This is a genomic window from Candidatus Avelusimicrobium stercoris (genome assembly GCF_002437085.1).
GTDB lineage: Bacteria > Elusimicrobiota > Elusimicrobia > Elusimicrobiales > Elusimicrobiaceae > Avelusimicrobium > Avelusimicrobium stercoris.
Genome location: NZ_DJOA01000008.1, coordinates 1 through 24,904, shown reverse-complemented (window position 1 = coordinate 24,904; position 24,904 = coordinate 1). Strand labels below are relative to the sequence as shown.

The 24,904-nt window shown below is 50.4% G+C and carries 25 protein-coding genes, 1 tRNA gene and 1 other RNA gene; 15 read left to right on the top strand and 12 right to left on the bottom strand.

Annotated features, from left to right (window positions below):
• The first annotated feature begins 25 nt into the window (after window positions 1-25).
• From rsmI to B2118_RS01070, 3 genes are read left to right on the top strand one after another with little or no spacing between them, the layout of a single operon-like run.
• Window positions 26-733, top strand: a complete 708-nt coding sequence (gene rsmI, locus B2118_RS01080; protein WP_428052570.1) for a 16S rRNA (cytidine(1402)-2'-O)-methyltransferase — start codon at window positions 26-28, stop codon at window positions 731-733.
• Window positions 711-1,349, top strand: coding sequence for an L-threonylcarbamoyladenylate synthase (locus B2118_RS01075; RefSeq protein ID WP_428052568.1), 639 nt, complete (start codon window positions 711-713; stop codon window positions 1,347-1,349). The genes rsmI and B2118_RS01075 overlap by 23 nt, the downstream gene beginning before the upstream one ends.
• A gap of 9 nt (window positions 1,350-1,358) precedes the next feature.
• The gene (locus B2118_RS01070; protein WP_428052566.1) at window positions 1,359-2,351 is read left to right on the top strand and encodes a sensor histidine kinase; all 993 of its coding nucleotides are present in this window, start codon (window positions 1,359-1,361) and stop codon (window positions 2,349-2,351) included.
• A gap of 138 nt (window positions 2,352-2,489) precedes the next feature.
• On the opposite strand, the gene B2118_RS01065 is transcribed toward B2118_RS01070, so the two are convergent.
• The 3 genes from B2118_RS01065 to B2118_RS01055 form a co-directional block, all read right to left on the bottom strand.
• The gene (locus B2118_RS01065) at window positions 2,490-3,854 is read right to left on the bottom strand and encodes a response regulator (RefSeq protein WP_428052564.1); all 1,365 of its coding nucleotides are present in this window, start codon (window positions 3,852-3,854) and stop codon (window positions 2,490-2,492) included.
• A 117-nt stretch (window positions 3,855-3,971) separates the two neighbouring features.
• An RNA gene (gene rnpB / locus B2118_RS01060) (RNase P RNA component class A) lies at window positions 3,972-4,315 on the bottom strand.
• Window positions 4,316-4,335: 20 nt separating this feature from the next.
• Entirely contained in the window at window positions 4,336-4,917 is a 582-nt protein-coding gene (locus B2118_RS01055; protein WP_428052563.1) for a ribonuclease HI family protein, read from the bottom strand.
• Between the two features lie 94 nt (window positions 4,918-5,011).
• Here B2118_RS01055 and B2118_RS01050 point away from each other — a divergent pair, with 94 nt between their 5' ends.
• Window positions 5,012-6,241 carry a dicarboxylate/amino acid:cation symporter gene (locus tag B2118_RS01050; protein ID WP_428052561.1) on the top strand — a complete coding sequence of 410 codons (1,230 nt, stop codon included), beginning with the start codon at window positions 5,012-5,014 and terminating at the stop codon, window positions 6,239-6,241.
• An 82-nt stretch (window positions 6,242-6,323) separates the two neighbouring features.
• Here the strand turns inward: B2118_RS01050 and gdhA are convergent, their stop codons facing one another.
• Window positions 6,324-7,673 (bottom strand): NADP-specific glutamate dehydrogenase, encoded by a 1,350-nt coding sequence (gene gdhA / locus B2118_RS01045; protein ID WP_428052559.1) that lies wholly within the window; start codon window positions 7,671-7,673, stop codon window positions 6,324-6,326.
• 105 nt (window positions 7,674-7,778) lie between these two features.
• On the opposite strand from gdhA, the gene B2118_RS01040 reads away from it, so the two are divergent.
• The 8 genes from B2118_RS01040 to B2118_RS01005 all read left to right on the top strand — a co-directional run bounded on the left by B2118_RS01040 (window position 7,779) and on the right by B2118_RS01005 (window position 16,149).
• Window positions 7,779-8,162, top strand: coding sequence for a metal-dependent transcriptional regulator (locus B2118_RS01040; RefSeq protein WP_428052557.1), 384 nt, complete (start codon window positions 7,779-7,781; stop codon window positions 8,160-8,162).
• Between the two features lies 1 nt (window position 8,163).
• Window positions 8,164-8,721: a type IV pilin protein gene (locus B2118_RS01035; RefSeq protein WP_428052555.1), complete on the top strand. Its 558-nt coding sequence runs from the start codon at window positions 8,164-8,166 to the stop codon at window positions 8,719-8,721.
• A 69-nt stretch (window positions 8,722-8,790) separates the two neighbouring features.
• On the top strand, window positions 8,791-11,610 hold the full coding sequence (gene ileS, locus B2118_RS01030) for an isoleucine--tRNA ligase (RefSeq protein ID WP_428052553.1): 2,820 nt from the start codon (window positions 8,791-8,793) through the stop codon (window positions 11,608-11,610).
• Window positions 11,603-12,091 (top strand): signal peptidase II, encoded by a 489-nt coding sequence (lspA, locus tag B2118_RS01025; RefSeq protein WP_428052551.1) that lies wholly within the window; start codon window positions 11,603-11,605, stop codon window positions 12,089-12,091. Before ileS ends, lspA begins: the two co-directional genes overlap by 8 nt.
• On the top strand, window positions 12,088-13,071 hold the full coding sequence (locus B2118_RS01020; protein WP_428052549.1) for a tetratricopeptide repeat protein: 984 nt from the start codon (window positions 12,088-12,090) through the stop codon (window positions 13,069-13,071). The genes lspA and B2118_RS01020 overlap by 4 nt, the downstream gene beginning before the upstream one ends.
• Window positions 13,072-13,074: 3 nt before the next feature.
• Window positions 13,075-15,024 (top strand): heavy metal translocating P-type ATPase, encoded by a 1,950-nt coding sequence (locus tag B2118_RS01015; RefSeq protein WP_428052547.1) that lies wholly within the window; start codon window positions 13,075-13,077, stop codon window positions 15,022-15,024.
• Window positions 15,021-15,437 carry a preQ(1) synthase gene (queF, locus tag B2118_RS01010; protein ID WP_428052545.1) on the top strand — a complete coding sequence of 139 codons (417 nt, stop codon included), beginning with the start codon at window positions 15,021-15,023 and terminating at the stop codon, window positions 15,435-15,437. The genes B2118_RS01015 and queF overlap by 4 nt, the downstream gene beginning before the upstream one ends.
• Window positions 15,427-16,149 (top strand): hypothetical protein, encoded by a 723-nt coding sequence (locus tag B2118_RS01005; RefSeq protein WP_428052543.1) that lies wholly within the window; start codon window positions 15,427-15,429, stop codon window positions 16,147-16,149. Before queF ends, B2118_RS01005 begins: the two co-directional genes overlap by 11 nt.
• A gap of 61 nt (window positions 16,150-16,210) precedes the next feature.
• Here B2118_RS01005 and B2118_RS01000 read toward each other — a convergent pair whose 3' ends face one another.
• Genes B2118_RS01000 through plsY form a run of 3 tightly spaced genes read right to left on the bottom strand, consistent with a single transcriptional unit; the run spans window position 16,211 to window position 18,139 of the window.
• Window positions 16,211-16,474: an HU family DNA-binding protein gene (locus B2118_RS01000; protein ID WP_177748310.1), complete on the bottom strand. Its 264-nt coding sequence runs from the start codon at window positions 16,472-16,474 to the stop codon at window positions 16,211-16,213.
• A gap of 44 nt (window positions 16,475-16,518) precedes the next feature.
• Window positions 16,519-17,523 carry an NAD(P)H-dependent glycerol-3-phosphate dehydrogenase gene (locus tag B2118_RS00995; RefSeq protein WP_428052541.1) on the bottom strand — a complete coding sequence of 335 codons (1,005 nt, stop codon included), beginning with the start codon at window positions 17,521-17,523 and terminating at the stop codon, window positions 16,519-16,521.
• On the bottom strand, window positions 17,510-18,139 hold the full coding sequence (gene plsY, locus B2118_RS00990) for a glycerol-3-phosphate 1-O-acyltransferase PlsY (RefSeq protein ID WP_428052539.1): 630 nt from the start codon (window positions 18,137-18,139) through the stop codon (window positions 17,510-17,512). The genes B2118_RS00995 and plsY overlap by 14 nt, the downstream gene beginning before the upstream one ends.
• 79 nt (window positions 18,140-18,218) lie before the next feature.
• Here plsY and B2118_RS00985 point away from each other — a divergent pair, with 79 nt between their 5' ends.
• The gene (locus tag B2118_RS00985) at window positions 18,219-19,370 is read left to right on the top strand and encodes a hypothetical protein (RefSeq protein ID WP_428052537.1); all 1,152 of its coding nucleotides are present in this window, start codon (window positions 18,219-18,221) and stop codon (window positions 19,368-19,370) included.
• Here the strand turns inward: B2118_RS00985 and hflX are convergent.
• The 4 genes from hflX to B2118_RS00965 all read right to left on the bottom strand — a co-directional run bounded on the left by hflX (window position 19,357) and on the right by B2118_RS00965 (window position 22,323).
• Window positions 19,357-20,601: a GTPase HflX gene (gene hflX, locus B2118_RS00980; protein ID WP_428052535.1), complete on the bottom strand. Its 1,245-nt coding sequence runs from the start codon at window positions 20,599-20,601 to the stop codon at window positions 19,357-19,359. The genes B2118_RS00985 and hflX overlap by 14 nt on opposite strands.
• Before the next feature lie 3 nt (window positions 20,602-20,604).
• Window positions 20,605-21,174, bottom strand: a complete 570-nt coding sequence (gene ruvC, locus B2118_RS00975) for a crossover junction endodeoxyribonuclease RuvC (protein ID WP_428052533.1) — start codon at window positions 21,172-21,174, stop codon at window positions 20,605-20,607.
• A gap of 8 nt (window positions 21,175-21,182) precedes the next feature.
• Window positions 21,183-21,944, bottom strand: a complete 762-nt coding sequence (locus B2118_RS00970; protein ID WP_428052531.1) for a YebC/PmpR family DNA-binding transcriptional regulator — start codon at window positions 21,942-21,944, stop codon at window positions 21,183-21,185.
• A gap of 306 nt (window positions 21,945-22,250) precedes the next feature.
• A tRNA-Arg gene (locus B2118_RS00965) sits at window positions 22,251-22,323 on the bottom strand.
• Between the two features lie 90 nt (window positions 22,324-22,413).
• Between B2118_RS00965 and B2118_RS00960 the strand changes: the two genes are divergently transcribed.
• Together B2118_RS00960 and B2118_RS00955 are read left to right on the top strand one after the other, a co-directional pair.
• Window positions 22,414-23,055, top strand: a complete 642-nt coding sequence (locus B2118_RS00960; protein ID WP_428052530.1) for a CpXC domain-containing protein — start codon at window positions 22,414-22,416, stop codon at window positions 23,053-23,055.
• The gene (locus B2118_RS00955; RefSeq protein ID WP_428052528.1) at window positions 23,052-24,179 is read left to right on the top strand and encodes a hypothetical protein; all 1,128 of its coding nucleotides are present in this window, start codon (window positions 23,052-23,054) and stop codon (window positions 24,177-24,179) included. The genes B2118_RS00960 and B2118_RS00955 overlap by 4 nt, the downstream gene beginning before the upstream one ends.
• Before the next feature lie 451 nt (window positions 24,180-24,630).
• On the opposite strand, the gene B2118_RS00950 is transcribed toward B2118_RS00955, so the two are convergent.
• Window positions 24,631-24,831: a hypothetical protein gene (locus tag B2118_RS00950; RefSeq protein WP_428052526.1), complete on the bottom strand. Its 201-nt coding sequence runs from the start codon at window positions 24,829-24,831 to the stop codon at window positions 24,631-24,633.
• Window positions 24,832-24,904 lie beyond the last annotated feature (73 nt).

Below are 24,904 nucleotides of genomic sequence, written 5' to 3'. Positions count from 1 at the left end.
CTTCTTTTTTATATACTTTTACTATATGCTCTATATCGTTCCTACGCCTATTGGCAATTTGCAGGATATTACCCTGCGCGCATTGGAAACGCTCAAAACCGCCGACGCCGTTTTGTGCGAGGACACGCGCCGCACCCAAATTTTGCTTTCCCATTTCGGTATTTCTAAGCCGCTCTACCGCTATAACGAAAATGACGACCGCTCCGTCGCGCGCTGTTTGGAAGCGTTAAAAAGCGGAAAAACGTGCGCCTTGGTGTCCGACTGCGGTACGCCGTGCATTTCAGACCCGGGGTGGAAACTCGTCAAAGAGGCTGTGAAAAGCGGTATAAAGGTATCCTCTTTGCCGGGGCCCAGCGCGGTGGCGTGCGCCTTGGCCGGTGCGGGCATTACGGGCGGAGCATTTACCTTTTTGGGCTTTTTGCCGCGCAAACCGGGCAAGGCCGCTAAACTCATTGCGGCGGCGTATAGCCAAAACCACCCGGTGGTGCTGTATGAATCCCCGTACCGCGTGGTAAAAATGCTGGAACTGGTTGCCAAGACCTTGGGGGGAGAAACGCCCGTTATCTTGGCGCGGGAACTTTCCAAGGTGTATGAAGAGTGGATAAGGGGAACGGCGGCCTCGCTGGCGGCGGAATTAGCCAAAAAGAGCAAGGTTCAGGGCGAGTTTGTAATGATTTTGGACCGCCCGGCCGAAGCGGAGGAGGAACCCGATGAGCAAGACCCGTATTTTTAAAATAAGTGAAATGACGGAAACCGATATTTTGTCCGCCGCGCACGCGCTGGACGAAGGAGCCGTGGTCGTAGTACCCACGGATACGGTTTATGGTATTGGTACGGGCGCGTTTTGCGAAGAGTCCATTTTGCGCATTTATCAAATAAAGGAACGCCCCGCCACCAGTCCGCTTCAAATTTTGACGGGCTCCGTGGCGCAGGCCAAGGCCGTGGCGGAATTTTCCGCCGGGGCAGAACGCTTGGCACAAGCCTATTGGCCGGGGGCGATTACCATTATTTTGCCGCCAACCGCCAAGGGCAAAAGCCTTACACGCGGTTTTAAAGGAAATGGTTTGCGCGTGCCGGGCAATCCGTTTTTGGTGAACATATTATCCCGTATGGCGCATCCGATGGCCTGCACCAGCGCCAACCTGCACGGACAGCCCGTACTCACGGACGAAGAAACCATTTTAAAGACGTTTGACGGTAAGGCGGACTATATCTTCTTGGGCGGACAGTTGTCGCCCACGGCTTCCAGCGTGGTGGATTTGACGGACAAGCCCCTGCTGCTGCGCGAGGGGGGCGTATCCCGCGCCGATTTGGAAAAAACCTTGGGCCAACCCTTTACGGTAAAATAGGAGAACAAGATGACTTTTTGGCAGATTATCGCTTCGTATTCGTTGTTGGTGGCGTCGTTGTTGTCGTTGCTTACTTATTGGCTGACGCGCAAGTTTGTGCTCAAAAAAATGAAACGTACCATTATGAAGGCCGAGCACAACTACCAGCAGCAAATTGCTACCTTGCAAATGCAACTATCCGGCAAGGTAAATGTGCTGGAACATATGGTGGAAAAGTTGCGCTTATCCAATCAGGAACTAAACCGTTTGAACGAAATCCGCGCCAAATTTATGTCTATCGTGGCGCACGACCTGCGTCAACCGCTTTCCTCTATTCAGGGCTTTACCTCTGTACTAATGATGGACAGCCCGCAGGGCACGGGCGGGACGAACGAGCAAATCGCCCTAAATAACATTTTAAAAGCCACGGACAATATGAATATGCTTATGGCGGACTTAATGGATATTTCTATGATTGAGTCTGGGCGGTTTAAAATGGATATGCGTCCGTTTAACTTTAACGCGCTTTTAAACGACGTCATCACCTTGCAGTCGGTAAACGCCCAAAAGCGGGGCATTTTCCTGCAAAAGTGCGAATATCCTGCCGAGGTAACCGTAGAGGCGGACCGCTTCCGCATTTCGCAGGTGATTAATAATTTAATCGGCAACGCGCTTAAATTTTCGCCCCAGGGCGGGCGGGTGGAAGCGCGCTATTATGTATCCAACGGGTGGCTGACGTTTAAGGTAATTGATAACGGCCCCGGTATTTTGCACAGTGAAAAGAGCAAAATCTTTCAAAAATTCCACCAGTCCGAAAACGACCGCACGCTTAAAAAACAGGGCTGGGGATTAGGATTATCCATTGCGCAGGAGATTGTAAACGCGCACGGGGGCGAAATTGGCGTGGAAAGCGCGGGCTTGGGGCAAGGTTCCACCTTTTGGTTTACAATTCCGCAAACTTTGGCCAATGCGCCTAAAAAAGAGGTTACTCCGGCCGGGGATAACAAATCCCCAGCGAAATAGAGCGAGTTTTTTTGTCATTCCCGAGGTCGGGAATCTGCTGTGTTCCTCTTTCGGAGTAAGATCTGTCAAGAAAGTAAAAAATTTATCATAAAAAATCCCCCGGTTTTCGGCCGGGGGATTTTCGTCTGTACTGTTAAATTATCTGCCCCAATTATGCAGGCCCTTGTAGTAATAGTAGTTTTTGAGGGCGCGCAGAACTTCAATGTATCCGTAAGCGCCTTCGTTTACGTTGTTGTTGTACCACAAGTAACCGTCCATACCGTGGGTAAACAAATCCTTTTCGCCCGCTTCGCCACGGTCGTATTTGCTCATAGCAATCACGGGGACGCGGTCGTCTTTCAGGCGCAGGTCCTTCATCATCGCCTTGCCGCCGTTGGGAACCAACAGGTCCGTGATGACTAAATCGTATTTGATGTATTTCATTGAATCCAAGAAATCAAGCCCGTTTTTAAAAGTATCTACGGTGGCTCCTTCGCCAAAGTAGCCTTTTTCGGCCCAGCCCTTAAAGTTGACCAGCGGCAAGGTGTCGTCGTTGATAATGGCGATGTGCATACCCGCCGGGATGTGCTTTAAGAGTTCGGTGCGCTCAATGGCGGCGTTTTCTTGCGTAATGGGCGGATTTTGCTGACGCATACGCACATAAGCATAGGAATCCATTTCTTCCATTTCATCCGGGTCCAAAATCAAGGTGTCGGCCTGCGGCAATACATAATCCGTGCCGTCCGGGTTCATTAAGTCAAATTCCTTATGGTCAAACTTGCGGAAATCCCCGCGCGGCATTACGGTTTGCGTGCGGATATGCCCTGCCAGTAGTGGGTTAAAGCCTTCGTAGGCGGTGGCCCAATATTCATCCTGCATAATAAGGAACGGATCGTCCGGCAAATCCGCCTTTAAATTGCGGATAGCCATTAACGTGTTATACATTGCGCTGCTTAAAGCGTTTTTTTCTTGCATATTCGGCACGCGTCCTTCCCCAGGCAGAGAAGCATAGGTAAAGAAAGCGGTAACCTCCTGTTGGTTCTTATTAATTAAATTAAGAACCTTTTGGTAGCGTTCCTGCATATAGCGCATTGTTTCGTCCGGTACCGAGTGGCGCAAATAGGCGGCGATATTAGCCGATTGCTCCTTGGGCATTTTGACGGACATATTTTGCAATTCTTCGCGTACCACGCGGTAACGTTCCCGTTCCTTGCCGTAGATGAGTACGGAGTCCAAATTGGGCGTAACGGGGATTTTGGGGTTTAGCGCAGTGGCTTTGGGCGCTTTGTTGGACGGCACAAAATTAAGCGCTTGGGACGGATAAACTGAGTGAGTGGCCTTTGTGGTAAAAGCGGGAACCTTTGCCGCTTTTACTGTTGATTTTACCGCCTTATCAAGTCCTTTGGCAACGGATGTATTGGCTTTTATTACGGAGCCGGGCCTTACTTGCGCGACGGCGTTTTGCGCGGGCCAAGCGGCCGCGGCAATAAGTACAAAAGAAAAAAGTTGTTTAGTATTTAGCATAAATTCTCCTTTGATACTTTCAGTATAATAGTTTTTAAACCAAAAAAACAGAGCCAAAGGGCCTATGTTTTGTCTAGGACCTATACATAAAAAATCCGCGCTTCCTGGTTGAAAACGCGGATAAGCAACCGATACCCCGGATTCTGTCAGCCTTTTCAGGCTGTGATAACCATTACTCTTGGCGGCCTACTTGGTCGCGAACGCGGGCCGCGTGTGGACCGGTTTGGCCTTGCTCCGTGCGGGGTTTGCCGTGCCGCGTTTATTGCTAAACGCGCGGTGCGCTCTTACCGCACCATTTCACCCTTACCCTTGCGGGCGGTTTGTTTTCTGCTGTACTTTCCGTCCAGCGGGGTGATATAGCCCCGCCGTCCCGCCTTTTCAAGCGGCGCACTTGCCCTATGGAGTCCGGAAGTTCCTCCCCCAAACCGAAATTGGCCGGGAGCGGTTATCTGGGTTGCCCAAAATATTGTAGCAAAATTAATCAAAATCCGCCGAATAAATCCATTTGCTCGGGGAGCGGCTTTTTAACTTTTTTAGCGGCGGGTTTCTTTTCCTCCCGCACCACCGGGGTTACCTCTACGCCGTTTACCACATTATTTTTTGCCTGCGGTTCGGCAAAGATTTCCTCATCAGCGGGTAAGTGTTTAATAGGGTTATAGCCCACCGATTGTTTGGCGTCCATCGCCTTGTTGGCCAGGGCGTCGGGTGCTTTATTTAAATGGCGTAAAACGTGATTGATATGCACGGTAAACCGCGCAGCCAGGCGGCGGATGACCAGCATACGGGCGGCCAAATCGGGGTTTTTAATCTTGTATTCGCCCAGATATTGCTTTACCAAAAGTAACGAGTCTGAAATGATAAAAAGTTCCGTAGCACCCAGTTCCGCGGCTTTTATAAGCGCGAGTTTCAAAGCGGTGTATTCCGCCTGGTTATTGGTACAATGGGGCATAAAATGCCCTTCTTGCGCTAAAATTTTGCCGTCCATTGCGCAAATCACATAGGCCGAGGCTCCCGGCCCGGGGTTTCCGCGGCTGCCGCCGTCAATATTGATTTTTACTTGCATATCCACATTTTACCAAATGGCCGCGCGCGGATAAAATAGTACCGTTATTGGGTTCAAATTCGTATAATAGAAATGTTGTGCCAAAAGAGTATATATGATTAAATTCAGAAAAAGAAAATTACACCTCAAATTAAAATGGGGCTTACTGCCGGGCGTGATTTGCGCCATTGCGGCGGGTATTGCGTGCGGGCTCTTCTTCCCGGAGTGGCTGGTGCGCGTGTCGCTAACCTTTAACGGTTTGTTTGGCAACTTTTTGGGCTTTATTATTCCGCTGTTAATTGTGGGCTTGGTAGCCCCGGGCATTGCGGAACTGGGCCGCAGTGCGGGGAAACTTTTGTTTATTACCGCCGCGCTTGCCTATGGGTTTACGTTGGCTTCGGGTTTTTTCAGTTATGGGATTTCCGAATTAACTTTCCCTTATCTCTTGGATGCGACGGCTAAAACCACGCAGTTTGCCGCCAGCGCGGAGTTAAAGCCGTATTTCACGGTAGCGATGCCGCCTTTAATGGACGTAATGACCGCGCTTGTGCTGGCGTTTACGCTGGGGCTTGGAATGGCGGTTATTCAGGGCAGCCGTTTAAAGGGTGTAATGCTGGATTTGCGTGATATTATTGACCGCGTGATTGCACGCGTGATTATCCCGCTGCTTCCGTATTACATTTTTGGCATTTTTTTAAATATGACGGTTGCCGGGCAGGTTGTCTCAGTGCTGGGCGTATTTGCCAAAATCATCGTGCTTATTTTTGCGATTACGGCCGTGATGTTGGTATTGCAATTCACGCTGGCGGGCCTGATTGCACGCCAAAATCCGTTTAAAATGCTTAAAACGATGTTGGTGGCGTATATGACGGCGCTCGGCACGCAGTCCTCCGCGGCTACGATTCCCGTAACGCTTAAACAGACCATCAAAATCGGCGTGCGCGAAGAGGTGGCCGGCTTTGTGGTGCCGCTGTGCGCCACGATTCACTTATCTGGCAGTACGATGAAAATTGTGGCCTGTGCGTTGGCGATTGTGTTTATGAGCGGGATGAATATGCCCTTTGAACAGTTCGCCGGGTTTATTTGCATGTTGGGGGTAACAATGGTGGCGGCTCCCGGGGTGCCGGGTGGGGCCATTATGGCGGCGCTGGGTATTTTGCAAAGTATGCTGGGCTTTGGCGAAGCGGAACTCGGCCTGATGATTGCGCTTTATATTGCAATGGATTCTTTTGGTACGGCCTGCAACGTAACCGGGGACGGGTCTATTGCGGTGATTGTGAATAAGATTTATTCCCGCCGCGCGCCACAACCGCAGCAGCCGGCGGCAAGTGCGCCCAGTAATTAATGGGTAGTTGTACTATTTAAAAATCCGGGTTTCCGCCAACAAGCAGAAACCCGGATTTTTAACACTAAAAACATCAAGTAACTTATACTAATCCTTGGTCTATCATTGCGTCGGCTACTTTTTTAAAGCCCGCAATGTTCGCACCTGCCATATAGTTGCCCGTTAAACCGTATTCCGCGGCTGAGGCCAGGCAACTGGTGTGTATGTTGGACATAATGCGCTGTAAGTATTTGTCCACTTCTTCGCGCGTCCAATACACGCGCATACTGTTTTGCGTCATTTCCAGGCCCGAAACCGCAACGCCGCCCGCGTTGGACGCTTTGCCGGGGGAGTATAAAATGCCCGCCGCCTGAAAGGCCGCAATCGCTTCCGGCGTGCAGGGCATATTGGAGCCCTCGCATACGCATTTGCACCCGTTTTTAAGGAGCATTTTAGCGTCTGTTTCGTTTAGTTCATTTTCGCACGCGGTAGGACAGGCTACCTCGCACGGGATATCCCACGTTTTTTGGCCCGGGCGGAATTGGGCGGTTTTGAATTTTTGGGCGTATTCTTTTAGACTGCCGCGGCGCACAAATACTAAATCCTTTAAGAAGGCAAGCCTCTCTTCGTCCACGCCGTGCCCGTCGTAAATACTGCCGTCATAATCCATAAAGCCCACGACCTTTCCGCCTAATTGCGTTAATTTTTCTATGGCGTAAATGCCCACATTGCCCGCGCCGGAAACAATACACGTTTTACCCTTTAAACTATCCCCGCGCGTGGCCAGCATTTCCTGCGTAAAATACGCTACGCCGTAGCCCGTGGCTTCCGGGCGCAGCAGGCTGCCGCCCCAGTTGGGTTTTTTGCCCGTAAAGGCTCCTGTAAAATCGTTGGTTAATTTTTTGTATTGGCCGAACATATAACCGATTTCGCGTGCCCCACAGCCCAGGTCGCCCGCGGGAATATCGGTATGATAGCCGATGTGGTGGTAAAGTTCGTTGATAAACGAGTGGCAAAAGCGCATTACCTCGCTGTCGGACTTGCCGCGCGTGTCAAAATCGCTTCCGCCCTTTCCGCCGCCCAAGGGGAGCGTTGTTAAACTGTTTTTAAAGACCTGTTCAAACCCTAAAAATTTCAGCACATCCTGCGTAACTGTGGCGTGAAAGCGCATCCCGCCTTTGTACGGGCCCAAGGCGCTGTTGTATTGCACGCGGAAACCGCGGTTGACGTGGATTTCACCCTTATCGTCCTGCCACGGCACGCGGAAGATAATGGTGCGTTCCGGCTCTACGATGCGTTCCAAAATGCGTTCTTTTATGTATAGGGGTTTTTGTTCCAAAACGGGCTTTAAGGTGCTGACCACTTCAAACACCGCTTGGTGAAACACCTTTTGGGCGGGGTCCTTTTTGGTTTGTGCTTCCATAAATCCGGCAATATAACTGTTCGTATCCATAAATGCTCCTTGGGGTGGGATACTCCCATATAAGCAAATCTACCAAACAAAAGCAAGAGGATAAAAATATGTTAAGATATACACAAATGTACTACGGGGGAAAGTATGAAATTAACGTCTAATATGGAAGATTATTTAGAGGCTGTCTCTCTCTGTGCCAACGAGGAAGGCATTGCGCGCGTGAGTGATATCCGCGATATGTTGGGCGTAAAAACCCCCAGCGTTACGGGTGCGGTGAAGGCCCTAGCGGAAGCGGGCTATATGGTTCACCAGCCGTATAAAGGCATTGAACTGACGGCCAAGGGCCGCCGGGCGGCGGAGGATGTGAAAAAACGCCACGCCATTTTGAGCCGCTTTTTAACGCAGGTGCTGGGCGTAACGCCCAAAACGGCCGATATTGACGCCTGCAAAATGGAGCACACCATCAGCCGCGAAACGCTTGAAAAACTGCACGATTATTTGCACCGGCAAACGGGCGAGGAAAGATAATATGAAGGGTTTTACATTGGTGGAAATGTTGGTGGTCGTTTTGATTTTAGGTATTTTGGTATCGGTTTCAGTGCCCCAATACCAAAAGGCTGTACAACGGGTAAAATATGAGAAAATTCGCTCAGTTGCCGAAGCGGTTCTCCGGGCGGAGAAAGTTTATTATTTGAGTAATGGGCAGTACACGGCCTTTTTGGAGGATTTGGATATTTCTTTGCCGGATTATATTTCGGAACGGATATTATTTAAGGATGAAGAAAAGACTTCTTCCGATGAATCAGATGACAAGTCCTACGCTGCCTACCGTAAACGCCCTGACTATAAACAACTGCTTATAGTGGACAACGATGAAGAGGCTTTCCGTATTGTATCGGCAGATTATACCTTGCCCGCCAATTACTGGATTTGGGTGGCAAAGGCGGAAGGTTATACTATCCGGACTTGTAATTTCCCTCCGTCTTACATAGATGCCCAAGCCGCCGCCGCAGGGGCGCAGTTTTGCAAATTAGTGGGCGCAAAGGTTCCCGAACCCTTGGAAGACGATATGGCCTGGCTATTTTAGGCAGGGCGTTTTCTTTTCCTTAAATTTTCTATAATATAAATATCCTTATATATTGGAGTGAATTTTTCAATGGCAAAAAATAAGTATTCCCATACCGTTTTGTTACCCAAGACGGACTTCCCGATGCGTGCCGGTTTGGCGCAAAAAGAACCCAAAATTTTGGACTTTTGGAAATCTATCCATTTGTACGAAGCAATGCTCAAAAAGAACGAGGCCGGCAGACACTTTGTTTTGCACGACGGCCCGCCCTACGCCAACGGGAAAATTCACATCGGCCACGCGCTTGATAAAACCATTAAGGATATTATTTTAAAAAGCCGCTCTATGTCCGGCTATTATACGCCGTATGTGCCGGGGTGGGACTGCCACGGCCTGCCGATTGAACAGGCGCTTTTAAAGGAATTAAAACAAGATAAAAAGCACATTACCGATGTGCCTGCCTTCCGCAAAAAAGCGCGCGCCTTTGCGGCTAAATTTATTGATATCCAACGCCAAGGCTTCAAACGCTTGGGCGTGCAGGGCGATTGGGATAACCCGTATTTGACGATGTCCCCGCGTTACGAGGGTATTACGATTGGCGTATTCTTGGATTTGATTGAAAAGGGCTACGTCTATAAGGGCCAAAAAACAATTACTTGGTGTGCACATTGCGAAACGGCCCTCGCCGATGCGGAAACCGAATACAAGGACGTTAAATCCTCTTCTATTTATTTGCGCTTTAAATTGGCCAATCCCAATAAAGAAGTGTTGGGCAACCTGAATTACGAAAAGCCGGTTAGCCTGGTGATTTGGACTACTACGCCGTGGACGATTCCGTCCAATATGGCGGCGGCGGTTTCCAATACCGAAGATTATGTAATTTTGCAGGATTCCAACACGCAGGAATATTACATTTTGGCTGAAAAGTTGGCGGAAGAATTTTTGAAGGTGTCCGGCTTGGATTGCACCCAAGCGGGCAAAGTGCCTGGTGCTAATTTGGTAGGGATGAAATATTTCCACCCGCTTACGCATAAGGAAAACCCGATTATTTGGACCGACTTTGTAACGATGGATGCGGGTACGGGTATTGTGCATATCGCGCCCGGCCACGGCGAAGACGACTTCCGCGCCGGCAAACAATGGGGCCTGGAAACTTTCTGCCCCGTGGATGAAAAGGGGTGCTACACCAAGGACGCGGGCATTTTTGAAGGGATGCACGTCTTTGAAGCCAACCCGTTAATGGTTAAAAAATTGGACGAAATCGGCGCGCTCATTAAAGAGCAGGAAATTACGCACAGTTATCCGCATTGCTGGCGCTGCCACAACCCGATTATCTTCCGCGCCACGGAACAATGGTTTATGAGCATTGACAAGGACGGTTTGCGCCAGAAATTAATGGACAATCTCTCCAACGTCAAATTCTACCCCGCCGGCGGCGAGGAACGTATGCGCTCTATGATTGGCCTGCGCCCGGATTGGTGCTTGTCCCGCCAGCGCTTCTGGGGTACGCCCGTAACGATTCTATATTGTAAAAAATGCGGCAAAGCCCAAGTCAACCACGACTTGTTTGCCTTTATCAAAAAGCGCGCAATGGCCGAAGGTTCCGATTTTTGGTTTACTGACCCGGTGGAAAAATTAATGCCGGAAGATTATCATTGTGATTGCGGCTGCCACGAATTTAGAAAGGAAACCGACATCTTGGATGTGTGGTTGGATTCCGGTGTATCTTGGGCGGCGGTGTTAAAGGACCGCGGCTTGGATTTCCCGGCGGATGTGTATTCCGAAGGGTCCGACCAGCACCGCGGTTGGTTCCAAAGTTCCTATATTCCGTCCTTCACGCTGGAAGGCACCGCTCCCTTTAAAACCATTTTAACGCACGGTATGGTGCTGGACCAGCAGGGCCGCCCGATGCACAAATCCTTGGGCAACAGCGTGGACCCCGAAGATGTAATCAACAAATACGGCGCTGATATCTTGCGCTTGTGGGTGTCGTTTGCCGATTACCAAGGCGATGTGCGCATTTCGGACGAAATTTTGGGCGGGCCGATTGATACCTACCGCAAAATCCGCAACACGGTGCGCTATGCGCTGGGCAACTTGTCCGATTACGACCCGGCCTTGCACAAGGTGGCGGGCAAAGATTTAGCCGAAATGGACCGCTATATGCTGGGCCGCTTGGACGCCTTAATCCAAGAAGTCCACGCCGGGTACGAGGAATTTAACTTCCGCCGTGCAATGCGTGCCATTACGGATTTCTGTATTTTGGATTTGTCCTCCTTTATGTTGGATGCGTCCAAGGACCGCTTATATACGCTGGGGGCTTCGTCTCCGGCGCGCCGCAGTGCGCAAACCGTACTGGCGGAAATTGCGGTAACGTTGTTGCAATTAATGGCGCCCGTGCTTTCCTTCACGGCCGAAGAAGCCTGGCAGGAACTGCGCAAAACCGCCTTGGGGCGCGACTTGCCGCAGAGCATTTTCCTTTCTAATATGCCGGCGAACGCTTCGCTGATTCCGGATGTAAAACTGGAAGAAAAGTGGAACAAAATCCGCCGCGTGCGCGAAACCGTGCAAAAGGTGTTGGAAGATGCCCGCCAAAAAGGTGTGATTGGCTCCTCGTTGGAAGCCAAGGTCATTTTTAAAACGTCTAAGCCGGAAATGAAGGCTTTCTTGCAGGAAACTAAGGACTTGTGGCCGGAAATCGCCATTGTGTCCGCGGTGGAAATTGCAGACGGCGAGGACGAACTGACGGTCTCTTGCGAACACGCCGCCGGGCATAAATGCGCCCGCTGCTGGCAATGGAAGGAAGATGTTGGTTCCAACGCCCACTATGCCGACTTGTGCGCCCGCTGTGCTGGCGTGCTGGAAAAAGAGCATATTTGCGTGGACAGCGAGGAAAAAGTTGGTGCGTAAGGGGTTTAAAGCCGCCCTTACTTGGTGCAGGCAGAACAAAGCGGTGCTGTGGAGTGCGGCCGGAATTTTATTCTTGGACCGTCTGACCAAGGTACTGGCCTTGCGCCTGCTGATTGAAAAACCTTTGGAACTGTGCCCGTTTTTCCACTTACGGTATGTGGAAAATACGGGCGCGGCCTTTGGTATGATGCAAAACGGCAACTTTGCGTTAATTTTTGTAATGCTGGCCGTGATTGCGTATATTGTATTTAGTTGGAAGGACCTGACGGAGCACGGAAAACTCGTCAAATGGGGGGCTGTCTTCATTTTGGCAGGTGCGCTGGGCAATCTTTATGATAGAATAACGTTAGGCTTTGTAGTGGACTTTTTGGATTTTCGGGTTTGGCCCGTGTTTAACGTGGCGGACTCTTTCATTACCATTGGGGCGTGCTTATTTGTATTATCCTTATTTTTTCACGCACCCAAACGGGAGGCTAAATGAAGAAAGTATGTATCGTTTTGGCGGCCTTGCTATTGGCCGCGGCTTGCAGCAGCGACACGCGTTTATTTAAGGAAGCCCAACTGGCTACCTCTAAGGGAAATTTCACGCAGGCTATCCAACTCTATACCCGCCTACTAAAACAAAACCCCGAAAACGCCGCCGCCTTGGCCAACAGAGGCTTATTATGGGAGCGTTTACCCGTCAAAAACGCGCAGGAACGCGCGAAGAACCGTTCGTTTGCGGAGCGGGATTATTTAAAATCCATAGAGGTAAACCCCAATTTGCCCGAAACATATAACAACTTGGGCGCGCTTTATGTAGATACGGGGCGCAATATGGACGCCGCTTTTTATTTAACCGAAGCCTTGGCCCGCAATCCGCGCTATTTTACGGCGTATATGAACCGCGCGCTAGCGTATTACCGCTTGGGCCGCACTTCTTCCGCCTTGGCCGATTTTAACAGTGCGTTTAAACTCCGCCAAGATGAACCCCTTTTGTTCTTAAACCGCGGGCTTACTTATTTTGCTATGGGACAATATGAGTCGGCGGTGGACGATTATACGTATATGATGTCCTTGGACCCCGATAACGCCCGCCCGTACTTGGAGCGTGCCCGCGCGTTTATCAAAATGGGCTACCCCGCCAATGCATATGCCGATTTGGAAGAAGCCGTAACCATTAAGCCTACCTATGCGCTGGCCTATTATTATATGGGCGATTTGATGTACCGCAAGGGCGAAAAGGATTATGCCTTGGGCCTTTTGGTAAAAGCCAAGGAACTGTCCAGCCAGTATGTACCGACGTATGATTTAATGGGCGATATGCTGGCGGTAGAGGACCCCATTGCCGCAACGGCCAACTATATGGTTGCCAAAAAGTTGGACCCGGCCAATGCGGCCAAATACGATGCCAAAATTCAAATGATGCGCACTGAACAAGGGCGCGAAAGAGTGTTGGCGGCGCGGTTCTTCCCGCGGTAAGGTATGAGCGTGCTACTGCGTAAGTCTTCCCGCCCGGTTTCGGCGGCGCTTTCGGTGCCGTCTAAGGCTTACACATACCGTTTTTTCTTATCCGCCTGCTTTTTGGTGCTTATTTTGTTTTCGCTCACGTTCCGCCACGCGGACGTGGGCATTTTTATTTTGTGTTTGATGAACTATCTGTTTTGCGCGGATGTATTTTTACGCACCGCGCTAAAAGATATTTGGAAAGGGCGGATTTCCTGGGCGGTTTTGGCGGCGGTTTGCACGACTTCGGGGCTATTATATTCGGCGTTAAACGTATTTTTAACGGTTCCGCTTTTTGGCCCGGTGCCGGATTTGTACTTATATACCTCGCTTTTTATTACGCTATCCTTATGGGCGGAACGCCGCCTGGTAAAGGAAAAGGAACGCTCTCGCGTGTTTGTTAAAAAACTGGACGATTTTTTGCCCAAATCGGGCCGCTTGTGCGTGGGGCGCAGTTTCAAAAAAGTCTTTGCGGGGGAACTAAAAAAAGGCGACCTGATTTTTGTAAAACCCGGCGAACGCTTGCCCGCGGACGGAGTCGTCAAACAAGGCAAAACCTCCATTGACGAGCAATTAATTACGGGCAATATGTTGCCCACGTCCAAAAATGCGGGCAGCCGCGTATTTGCGGGTACGCTTAATAAATCGGCGGAAATTTATGTAGAAGTTACCGAGGTTTTATCCGCTTCCGCGTTAATGAGCGTGGTGTCCGCCATAAAAAAGAGCGAACTCGCGCGTAGCGGTTTTAAAAGCGCGCTGGACGGCTTTGCCTGCTGGGTGCTACCGCTTGCCATACTGTTGGCGGCGGGGGCTTATGCGTCCATACTTTATACAAAAGGCACCAGTGAGTGGTTTTTGTATTTAGGCGTTTTACTTTTTGTGTTGGCGGTTGCCAGCCCGGCCGCGCTGGTGTTTGCGGCGGTTTCCCCGGCTTTTTTTGCCCGCAGCGGCGCGCGCACGAAAAAAATCAAATTGCAAAATATTTACGCCCTGGACGAAATTGTCCGCGCCGATACCGTGTTTTTTGATAAAACGGGTACGCTTACTTATGGGGAATTGCGCGTGTCGGGCATTTATCCGGCTAAAAAAGTTTCCCAGCGCCAGTTGTTGGAAACGGTCGCTACCGCCGAGCAACTGGTGGACGGCCCGTTTGCCGATGCCGTAACCGCGTGCTCCAAGGAGCACAAAGCCGCGCCCAAGCCGCTTTTGTGCTTTGACGTTCTGCCGGGCCTGGGCGTATCGGCCACTAGCGGTGAGGATAAAATTTTGGCGGGCCGGACCCAATGGTTAGAGGAGCAAAACATTAAAACGGCGGCCAAAATCGCCCGTGCGGACGAAGCCGTCATTTGCGTAGCCAAAAACGGCAAATATATGGGCTATTTAACGCTGGCCGATGAACTGCGCCCGGGGGCCAAAGAATTAATTGCTTTCTTAAAATCACTTGGCAAGGAGGTTATTTTGGTGTCCGGCGATAACGAATCGTCTGTTGCCGCGATTGCCAAAGAAGCGGGCATTGAAAAAGTAAATGCCAATGTCTTGCCCAAAACCAAGGCGGAAATTATCTCCAACTTGCGCGCCTTAGGCAAGCGTGTGCTGATGGTGGGGGACGGTTTTAACGATATTATTGCCTTACTGCGGGCCGATGCGGGGGTGGTGTATGCTTCGGGCCGCAACGTATATAATAACTGGGTGGACGTATTAATTAAAAGCCGGGACTTGTACCCGGTGGCCGATTTATTTAAAATAAATAAGAAGTTGCACCGGATTATAACGGTTAATGTATTGCTGGCCGTACTGATTACGTTTGCAGGCTGTGCGGGGCTGGTGTGGTTTATGCCCCAAGCCGGGTGGACGTGGATTGTCGGTGGCGCGTTGGCCGTGGCCGGGCTCGTCTTTTTAAATTCAACAAGGATGCTTAACATAAAATGACACACACTAACGATATTGACTTTGGTTACACTACTGCACACGCCCGCAAAAATGCGGATGCCGTCTTGCCGGAAATCCAATGCTGGCCCAACCAGTATAAGCGCGATTACGACATTAAAATTGAATTGCCGGAATTTACTTCGGTCTGCCCCAAAACGGGCTTGCCGGACTTTGGCGTAATTACGATTGAATACATCCCGGACGAACTGTGCCTGGAACTCAAATCCCTTAAATATTATTTGTTGGAATACCGCGATATGGGTATTTTTATGGAAAACACCGCCAATAAAATTTTGGACGATGTGGTAAAGGCCTGCAAACCGAAAAAAGCCACCGTTACCGGCGTGTTTACGCCCCGCGGCGGCCTGCGCTCCGTAATTACGGCGCACTACGAGAAGAAAAATGAAAAATAAACGCAATATCCATTTGGCTTGCGCGTTTGTGCTGGTATTTTTGGCCGGTGTGGCGTGTATGCGTGTGTGGGATTCCTTCCGTATGCCGGAGCCGGAGTTAGCCGAGGTGCCGGGCAGCAGTTCGCTATTGCTGGTCAACCTGGCGGACCCCACCGGGCCTGCCGACCTGCCTGGCGAGGACGAGCCCCCACAGGACTATAAGGACGCTTCCACCGTGCTCAGCCATTTGCCCAATATCAAAATGCAAGGCGTGGAAAAAATCACCTTTCTGCCCGCAAACAACCAGCAGGAAGAGGAAGAAAACACGCCCAAAACGCCCAAATCGCCCGTTAATTTGGGCTCTGCGGACCACATAGTCCCCAACGCTACCACGCCCCAGCAAGTGTCGGAAGAGGAGAGCAAAATCTCTATGATTAGCGTGCCCGTACAGGTGCGTGTAATCAAAACGCCGGACGAATACAAAGCCTTTAAGCGTGTGGCGCGTGGCAAATACCCGCAGGCCAACTTCGCCAAGGATAACATTATTACGTTGGAATCCACGGGGAATTGGCCCGATAAGGTGTTTGAAATCCAAGATGTGGTGGAACAAGACGGCAAAATGGTGGTGCTGTACCGCGTAAATATTTTTGGTATGGATAAAAAGACCAATACCCACAGCGTGGTGCGCGTAGCCAAGCGGAACTTGCCCGTAGAACTCAAACAAGTGCTCTAATTATTTGTTGTGTTAGAAAAGGAGCCCCCGGCAAAACCGGGGGCTTTTCATATTAGGAAAACTATTTCTTTAAAATGTTTTCGGAGGGTTTAAAGCGCACCTTTTCCTTGGCGGGCACTTGCACCTTATCTCCCGTTTTGGGATTGCGGCGGGTAACGGGGCGGGCGGTTTTTAAGTGGAAGGAACCGAAATTGCTGATAACCACTTTGCCGTCGCGCTTTAAGCCGTGTTTGATAATTTCAAATACTTTATCCACGGACATTTTGGCTTGCTTTTTGTCCAAAACGTGCCGGGTGAGATGTCTGATTACGTCGTCCTTATTCATATTCTGTCCTGTCTTTCGCCGGGTGTTAAACCCAAGCGGTAAAATTATTTGTTGCCCCGGTTGGTAAATCCCATAGCGTGCAAAAGCACCCAAGGTTTTTTGCCTTCGCAGACAATCTTCCAAATAGCGTCCACGATAGGGGTTTTTAAATTGTTTTTGCGCGCAATGTCGTACACGCTTTGCACGGAGTTCACGCCTTCGGCAATGGTGCCCACTTCCTTTTTGGCTTCCTCTAAGGATAAACCGGTGCCCAGTTTTTCGCCCAAGCGGCGGTTGCGGGAAATGGCGGACATACCCGTCAAAATCGCGTCGCCAAAACCGGCTAAACTGTAAACCGTGTTGGACTGCCCGCCTTGGCTGGTAATGATATCGTTCATTTCCTGCAAGGCCTGCGTGATAAGGGCCGCTTTGGCGTTGGCACCGTCGCCGATACCGTCAATTACGCCGCAACCGATGGCGAGCACATTTTTAATGCCGCCGCCGTATTCCACGCCGCGTCTGTCGGAGGACGGCACCACAATAATTGGGTCCCCGCTCATTACGTCGCGGATTTCGTCCACAAGCGCCGGGTCCTTTCCGGCCAGCATAATTTTGGTCGGCACGTCCTGCGCCACTTCCAGCGCAAAACTCGGGCCGGAGAACGCCAAGGCTTTGTCCTTTAATTGAGGTAGTTCTTCTTCAATCAGTTCGCAAATCGTTTTAAAGGATTTGTCTTCAATCCCTTTGGAAGCGCTTACCACAGGCACTACGCACCCGTTTAAAAGCGGCTTTAACTGTTCACGGCAGAAGGAGCGGATGGCCTTGGACGAAATGACGAAAATCATCAAATCGGTATCCTTTACGGCTTCGGCCACGTCGCCCGTTAAACGGATGTTGTCGTGAATTTTGAAGTTAGGGATATTGGGGTGTCTGCCCATTGTTTTAAGAACATTTAGCAACTGCTCATTGTATTCCCACAGGCTGACATTGTACCCTTTGCGCGCGAGGTGCTGGGCAATTACGCTGCCCCAAATGCCCGCGCCGAAAACGGTAATTTTATTTATGTTCATTTTCTTTTCTCTTTTTGGCGCCGTCTTCAAATTTTAATTCCTTTTGTTGGAGCAGGCGTTTAATGTTGGGAACGTGCTTGTAAATGACTAGCGCGCTGACGGCGGTTACCATTAAATTAACGGACAACGGATGATTGCCGATGAGAAAACTGCACACGGGCAAAACCACGCACGCGCAGATAGAGCCGATAGAAATGCGGCCCCACAACGCCACGCACACCACAAACGACGCAAACGCAATCGCCGTAGGGATAGGCAATAAAGCGGCAAATACGCCCGCCGAGGTGGCCACGCCTTTTCCGCCGCGGAATTTCAAATAAATCGTCCACATATGGCCCAAAATGGCAATTACGCCGCACGCAATGGCTACCCAGTAGTTATCTGGGCAGAAATGGCGTGCCAAGCACACCGGGATAAAACCCTTTAAGCCGTCAATTAAAAACGTGCTGATGCCCGCCCATTTGCCTACAATGCGGTACACATTGGCCGCGCCGGGGTTGCCGGAGCCGTGCTGGCGGATATCAATACCCATAACGTGTTTGGCAATCATATAGCCGGTCGGGACGGACCCGAGTAAGTAACTAAACAAAACGAGGATAGTAATTGTAGTAATCATATATCTCATTATATTAAATTTAGGGGCCTTATTTGCGGTTTCGTTGGTATTTTAAAGGTTTTTTATATATACTAACAATATGAAAAAACTCCGTTTTTATCTTTTGATGATACTCCTTTTTGGGGGAACTTGCGCTTTTGCACAGGATGCGTTTGACTATGCCCAAAAGGAATACGAACTCACGTTTACCGTGCGGGGCAAAACGCAAACCGTGTCTTGCCAGGCGGTGCGCTTCCATAAAAATTGGTTTTTGACGGCGGCCCATTGCGTAAGCCCGTGCAAAAATTATTCGTGCCAAATGCGTATGTGGCTGGCGGTCGGCCCGGCGCGTGCGGCGGCGTTGCTTTCCCAGAAAAATGTTTTTATCCCGGAGGAATACCAGGACGAATACACCCTTCCGCCCGGCGTACAGCCCAAGCGCGGGGAACTGCCCGCGTGGGATATGGCGCTTATTTATTTTAACACCCGGCAGGCACAATACGCCTATTACGATGCGTATGGCAAAGTAAAGGAAAAGGATTTTCTGCTTTCTTTGGATAAGGCGTTTTGGGATAAAAAGACGGACGAAGCCTTAAAAGAGTCGGCTAGGCTGTATGAACAGAGCCGCCAATACGCGGCGGACGGACAAGCGCAAATTGCCCGCCAACTGACTGAGCAGGCGCAGGCGTTGGAAGAGGAGGCGGACGAATACCGCGCCGCCGCCGAAGCCGCGCCCTTACTCAAAAAACAATGGGACGGCGCGATGACTCCGCGCTTGGCCCCGCTGCTTGCTTACAGCGATAAAGACGAACATTTTTTGATGAGTAATATTTTGGTGCCGCGCTGGACCCGCGGGGCGTTTGAAATGCTTTCCTCGCCCAGACAGATTTTGTACTTTGGCGATAACGCCGCGCCGTGGCTTTCGGCCGGGTTTGGCGTAGAAAAAGGCAACTCCGGAGGCGGGGTGTTTTTACCCGTATATAACGGCGGCAAAAAACGCGCGTCCGGCCTGGTGGGCATTGTGTCTGCAAAATCTTTGAACCAACTGCCCGAAGCCGCCCGCAAGCGTTACGCGCTGTACGGGAGTGAAATCTTTTTGTTTAACGGATTTAGCGAAAGCACGACCTTGGGATTTATCCGGCGGGTATTAACCGAATACCGCGACACGCCCAATGTGCAACCGTTGGAAAGTTACGGCCAGTTAAAAGAGGTCGTCAAAAAGGCGGCCCCCAAAACCGCTAAAAAGAAGTAAGTTTTTTTAGGATACTGTGATAATTGCCGTCTGTGGCCATAAGGGTTAATTCCAAGGCGCCGGACGGCAATTCTTTTTGCCCGCTAACCAAGGCTTTGCCGTAGATAAAGCCGATGAGCCCGCGCGCCTTGGGTTCCAAAGTTAGTCGTCGAAATTTCCAGCGGCGCGCCACATTTTCCTCTACTTTTTCCAACAGTTCGGTAAGCCCCAGTTTGTTTCCCGCGCTGATAAATACGCCTTGCGGATTTTGCGCTTGGAGCAGGGCCAACCGGGCGGGCGGAAGCAGGTCAATTTTATTAAACACGTCAATAACCGGGATAGTCTGCGCGCCCAAGTCGGTAATGATTTGGCGGACGGTGCTTGCTTGCGTGTTGCGGTGGGGGGATGAAGCGTCGTGGACGTGCAAAATCACGTCCGCAAACGAGGTTTCCTCCAAGGTGGCGCGGAAGGAACTTACCAAACTGTGCGGCAACTTTTGGATAAATCCCACCGTGTCCGTAAACAGCATTTCCCCACCAGCCGGCATATGCACGCGGCGGGTGGTCGGGTCCAAGGTGGCAAAGAGTTTATCGTCCGCATACACGGCATTTTGGCGCGTGAGCACATTTAAAAGGGTGCTTTTCCCGGCGTTTGTGTAGCCCACAATGGCAATCTGCGGCAGGGGAATTTGCGTGCGGCGTTCACGGCGCAGGCCGCGTTCCTTTTTTACCTGTTCAATTTCCTTTTCCAGTTTGCTGATGCGCAGGCGCAGACGGCGTTTGTCATATTCCAGCTTTGTTTCGCCCGGGCCGCGCAGGCCGATACCGCCCTTCTGCTGCATTAGCGCGGTGCCCTGTCCGCCCAGGCGTGGGAGTAAATATTTTAACTGCGCCAGTTCCACCTGCAATTTGCCCTCTTGCGTGCGGGCGCGCTGGGCGAAAATATCCAAAATTAGCCGAGTGCGGTCAATCACCTTGGCGGGGATGACTTCTTCCAAATTTTTTTGCTGGGCGGGAGAAATTTCGTCGTCAAAAATGACCGTTTGCGCGTTTGTCAGACGGACCGTTTCGGCGATTTCTTCCATTTTGCCGCTGCCGATAAGCGTGGCCGGGTTAAAGGCCTGTACGCGGATTTGAAAAGTGCGGACAACTGTTCCGCCCGCCGTGTGGGTGAGACGTTTTAATTCTTCCAGCGAAGAGGTATCGTACGGGGCGGTTTTTAGGGTTACGCCTGCCAAAATGACGTTTTCCATAAACTAGCGTTTTTTACTGATTTGGGCTTCTTTGGCGGCTTTTAATTTGGCTAAAAAGGCGGCCTTTACGTTAATCATATTGTTAAGCGGGGCCGTTTTTAAATGGCAAATGCCGATAGCCACCGCGTCGGCGGTGTCGTCCGGCGACGGGGCTTTGTCCAAATGGAGCGTAAGTTGCACCATACGCTGAACTTGCTTTTTGTCAGCGGTGCCTGTGCCGCAAATCATCAGTTTGACGCGCTTGGGCGGATAAAAGGTAATTTGTTTTTTTGCCTGCTCGCACGCCAAAATAATCACGCCGCGCGTCATTACCGTGTTGGCCATAGTGGTTGCGCGCTTTAAAAAGAAGTTTTGCTCCATAGCCACTTGGTTGGGGGCGTAGGTTTGCAAAATTTTGGTCAGTTCGTCAAAAATATAGGAAAGGCGTTTGGGCAGTTCTTGGTCGGCCCCGGTATGGATGAGCCCACAAGCCCGTAAAGACAAAACGGAACGGGCGTTCCGTGTGAGGATTGCCCATCCCGTTCTGTCTAAACCAGGGTCTATACCTAAAACTGTGGTCGTATGCTCTTGCAAGAGGCCTCTTATTTGGCTTCTAACTTAGCCATAATGGCTTCGTCAATGTTGGAGTTATCATAGACGTTTTTGGTATCGTCGTGATCGTCCAACGCTTCAAGCATATTCATCAGCGTTTCGGCGGTATGTTCGTCGGTAATGCTGACTTCGGTATCTGGAATCATCGTCAGATCGGCCGATTCGGGCGTAATGCCTTTGGCTTCAATGGCTTTTTTGACGGCTTCCAATTCGTTCATATCCGGGTTGGTGATAACTTCGTACACGTCGCCCACGGTGCGGACGTCTTCGGCACCGGCTTCCAAGGCCAAGTTCATCAAATCGTCTTCGGAAATGTCTTCCTTCTTAACGACAATCATCCCTTTGTTTTTGAACATATAGGACACGCAGCCCGCGGTGCCGGTGTTGCCGCCGTGGCTGGTGAAGATTTTGCGGATTTCCGAGAAAGTGCGGTTTTTATTGTCCGTGGTGCATTCCACGATGACCGCCACGGAACCGGGGCCGTAGCCTTCGTAAGTGATTTCTTCGTACGAAACGCCGGGCAACTGGCCGGTACCTTTCATAATGGCGCGTTTGACGTTATCAAACGGCATATTGGCGGCGCGGGCGTCGTCCACGGCTTTACGCAAGCGGGGGTTCTGGTCCGGGTTACCGCCGCTCATTTTTGCGGCGATGGTGATTTCTCTTAAAATTTTAGTAAATACTTTGCCTTTTTTGGCATCAACGAGGGCCTTTTTGTGTTTAATGCCGGCCCAATGCGAATGTCCACCCATAGGTGCGCTCCTTACTGCAAATTTAGATACTTTTATTTTACCAAATTTTTATGTATAGGAATATATATAGGTAAAAAGAAGGCTTTGCTTAGCGAAAGGCAAGGAAGTCAAAGCAAACCATTTTAAGCGGAAAACTGCCCCGCACAAGCAAAGGAAAAATACCGCCACAACCTGGAAGTGTTTTCAAAATAAAATGGCTTTGATTCTAGGCGCGAGGAGGGAGGTACACTGTGCAGGGCCGCGCGGTAGCGCGGAGGTGTCCGACCGGACGAGCAACAACGGAGCAAACCATTTTAGAAAGAAAACTGCCCCGCACGAGATTTGAACTCGTATCCTCGGTTCCGAAGACCGGTACTCTATCCAGTTGAGCTAACGGGGCCCTATCTTTATTTTATCAAATTGCTAAACTAATTAAATTTTTTCCCCTGCAAAAATGACCGTCCGCGCCAATTTATGCTAAATTATACATATGAAATCTATTAAAAACGAAGGGACGGCGCATTGTCCCCACAAGTGTGAACCTTTTGATGTAGAATACTGGTCGCTCATCCGGGCGGACCAAGACCCCGATTTGAAAACCGCCGTTATGGGCGGAGAATTAAATTTGGTACGTTGCCCCGAGTGCGGCGAGTTCTTTCACCACGACGGTGATTTAATTTATTTTGACGCCCCGGCCGAAATTTTGGTATTTGTTTTTTCCGAAAAAGACCGCCAGCGCGAGCCCGAACTGGCCAAGCGTATGCGGGACGATTACGAAACCATTAAACACGTTTTGTTAAAGCAATTAAATATGGATTATCCGCCCGTGTCCGTTTTCGGGCTGGAAGAATTAAAACTGCTTTTGCAGGCGGACGAAGAAGCGTCCTACGAATCCGAAGCCGTGGCGGCCGCCTCCGCCGCGCAGGGGTTTGCGGTAACGCGTTTGAAGCCGTCTTATGCGCGGGAACATCATTTTCCGTTTTATGTGCCCACGCCAACCAAAAACCAGTCGGCCAACGAATACGCCGTGGCCGCCGCCAAGGTGTTAAAGAGCGGCCTGAACAGCACCCTGCTTCGCAACTTCGCTGACCGGATGAGCGAGGACGGCGCGAAGCCGCCAATGGTGCTATGAATATAAACCTCTCCCCCAATATACCTAAAAAATACCGGGAACAGTTATACTCCGTGGGAGCCTACGCCAAAAAACTGGGCCTTTCGGCCTGGGTGGCTGGCGGTGCAGTGCGCGATTTTTACTTAAAGCGTCCCACGCTGGATATTGACCTTACTTTTAGCGGCAACCAGGAATCCGTAGCCGGGTTCTGCGTAAAACAATGGGGGGGAGGAAAACGGAAATTTTCGCAATTCGGCACGTTCCGCGTGAATATGGCAGACGGGCTTAAATTTGATATGGTCCGTATGCGCAAGGAAAAATACCCGTATCCCGGAGCGTTGCCGGAGGTGGAGTTCTCGCCCAAGGTAAAGGACGACCTCTTCCGCCGCGATTTTACCGTAAACGCTTGGTGCTTTTCCATTTTGCCCGATACCTTTGGGCAGACATACGATGCGTTTGGCTCCCAAAAGGATATTGATAACGGCATTATCCGCATTTTACACGATAAAAGTTTTTTGGACGACCCTACGCGTATGCTGCGTGCTGCGCGTTTTGCGGTGCGGTTCGGGTGGAAATTGGCCCCCAAAACCGAGCGTTTATTGCGCGAAGCCGTGAAGGGGGAATATTTACTGCTTCTGACGCGGGAGCGTTTCAGCCGCGAATTTTTAAAGGTGCTGAAAGAAGAGAAAATCAAAAATATTTTCCTCTTAATGGAAAAGTACGATATGCTCAAATTTGCTTGGCCGGGCCTCCAATGGCACGACGCGTTGCTCCGCACGCAGGATGTGCAGGAGCGTATGGGCATTTTGGTATGCACCTTGGGCGCAAGTGGCGAGGACTTTTTGCGCTCGCTACACTTGCCGAAGGAATTTTCGCAAGAAATTTTAGGCGCGTGGAAAGTAACACGCGAAAAAATGAGCCCCTTGGGTTCGTTGTCTCCCTTGCAAAAGGAAATTTTAAACGCGGTACTTCCCGGCCTGCCGCCAATGGCGTTGGAGCCGTGCTTTGTGCGCGGGCGTGAACTGAAAGATTTGGGCCTTGCAGGGCGGCGCATTTCGGGCGCGTTGGACCGTGTTCGTCAGGCGCAATGGGCGGGCGAAGTAAAAACGCGCGAGGAAGCGCAAGCCTTTTTGCGCGCGCATTAAAAAATAGGTTTATTTGAGAGGATTACCCCCGGATAAAAAATTATCCGGGGGCTTTTGCGTTAGTGGGGAAAAGTCAAGCCCCTTGCTTGGGTGTGGAAATTGAATAAGAGGTCCTCCTGAACTTGTTGTTGCCGTCATCTTGGAAAGTTGTAGTCCAGGATCTGGTGTTATAAAAAAAGGAAAACAACGGATACTGGAACGCTCCGCGCCAGCAACCCTTCCAGTATGACTTTTTAATAACAACACACCAAACAACCCAAGATGTAGATTCTGAAAACCTTGCAGCCCGCTAGTCCAGGATGACGGCAACGACAATACAGAAGCCAAACAACACAATCGGTAGATTCTGAAACAAGTTCAGAATGCCCCCCATTTTTATAACGGCCTTGTTTTATGTATTGTTGCTGTTGTGTTTGTTTGCGACATTACAAAAAGAGTGTGGCTCCATTAGTCAAAAGAGGGGGAAAAGGTCGGCCACCCGCAGGGTGCCGTCATCCCGGAAGGTTTTTATCCGGGATCTGTCGTTGCCGTGGTTGTCATCCCCGAGGAATTTAGTCGGGGATCTGTCGTTTCGTAAGAGAACAACTACGACAAACAACGGATTCCCGACTACGACCTTCGGGAATGACGACTTTACGAAAAAGGAAGTCATCCTGAACTTGTTTCAGGATCTACTTTTTGGGGTTTTTGTCGTTGTTGTTTGGCAGTTGTTTATAAAGGGGTTG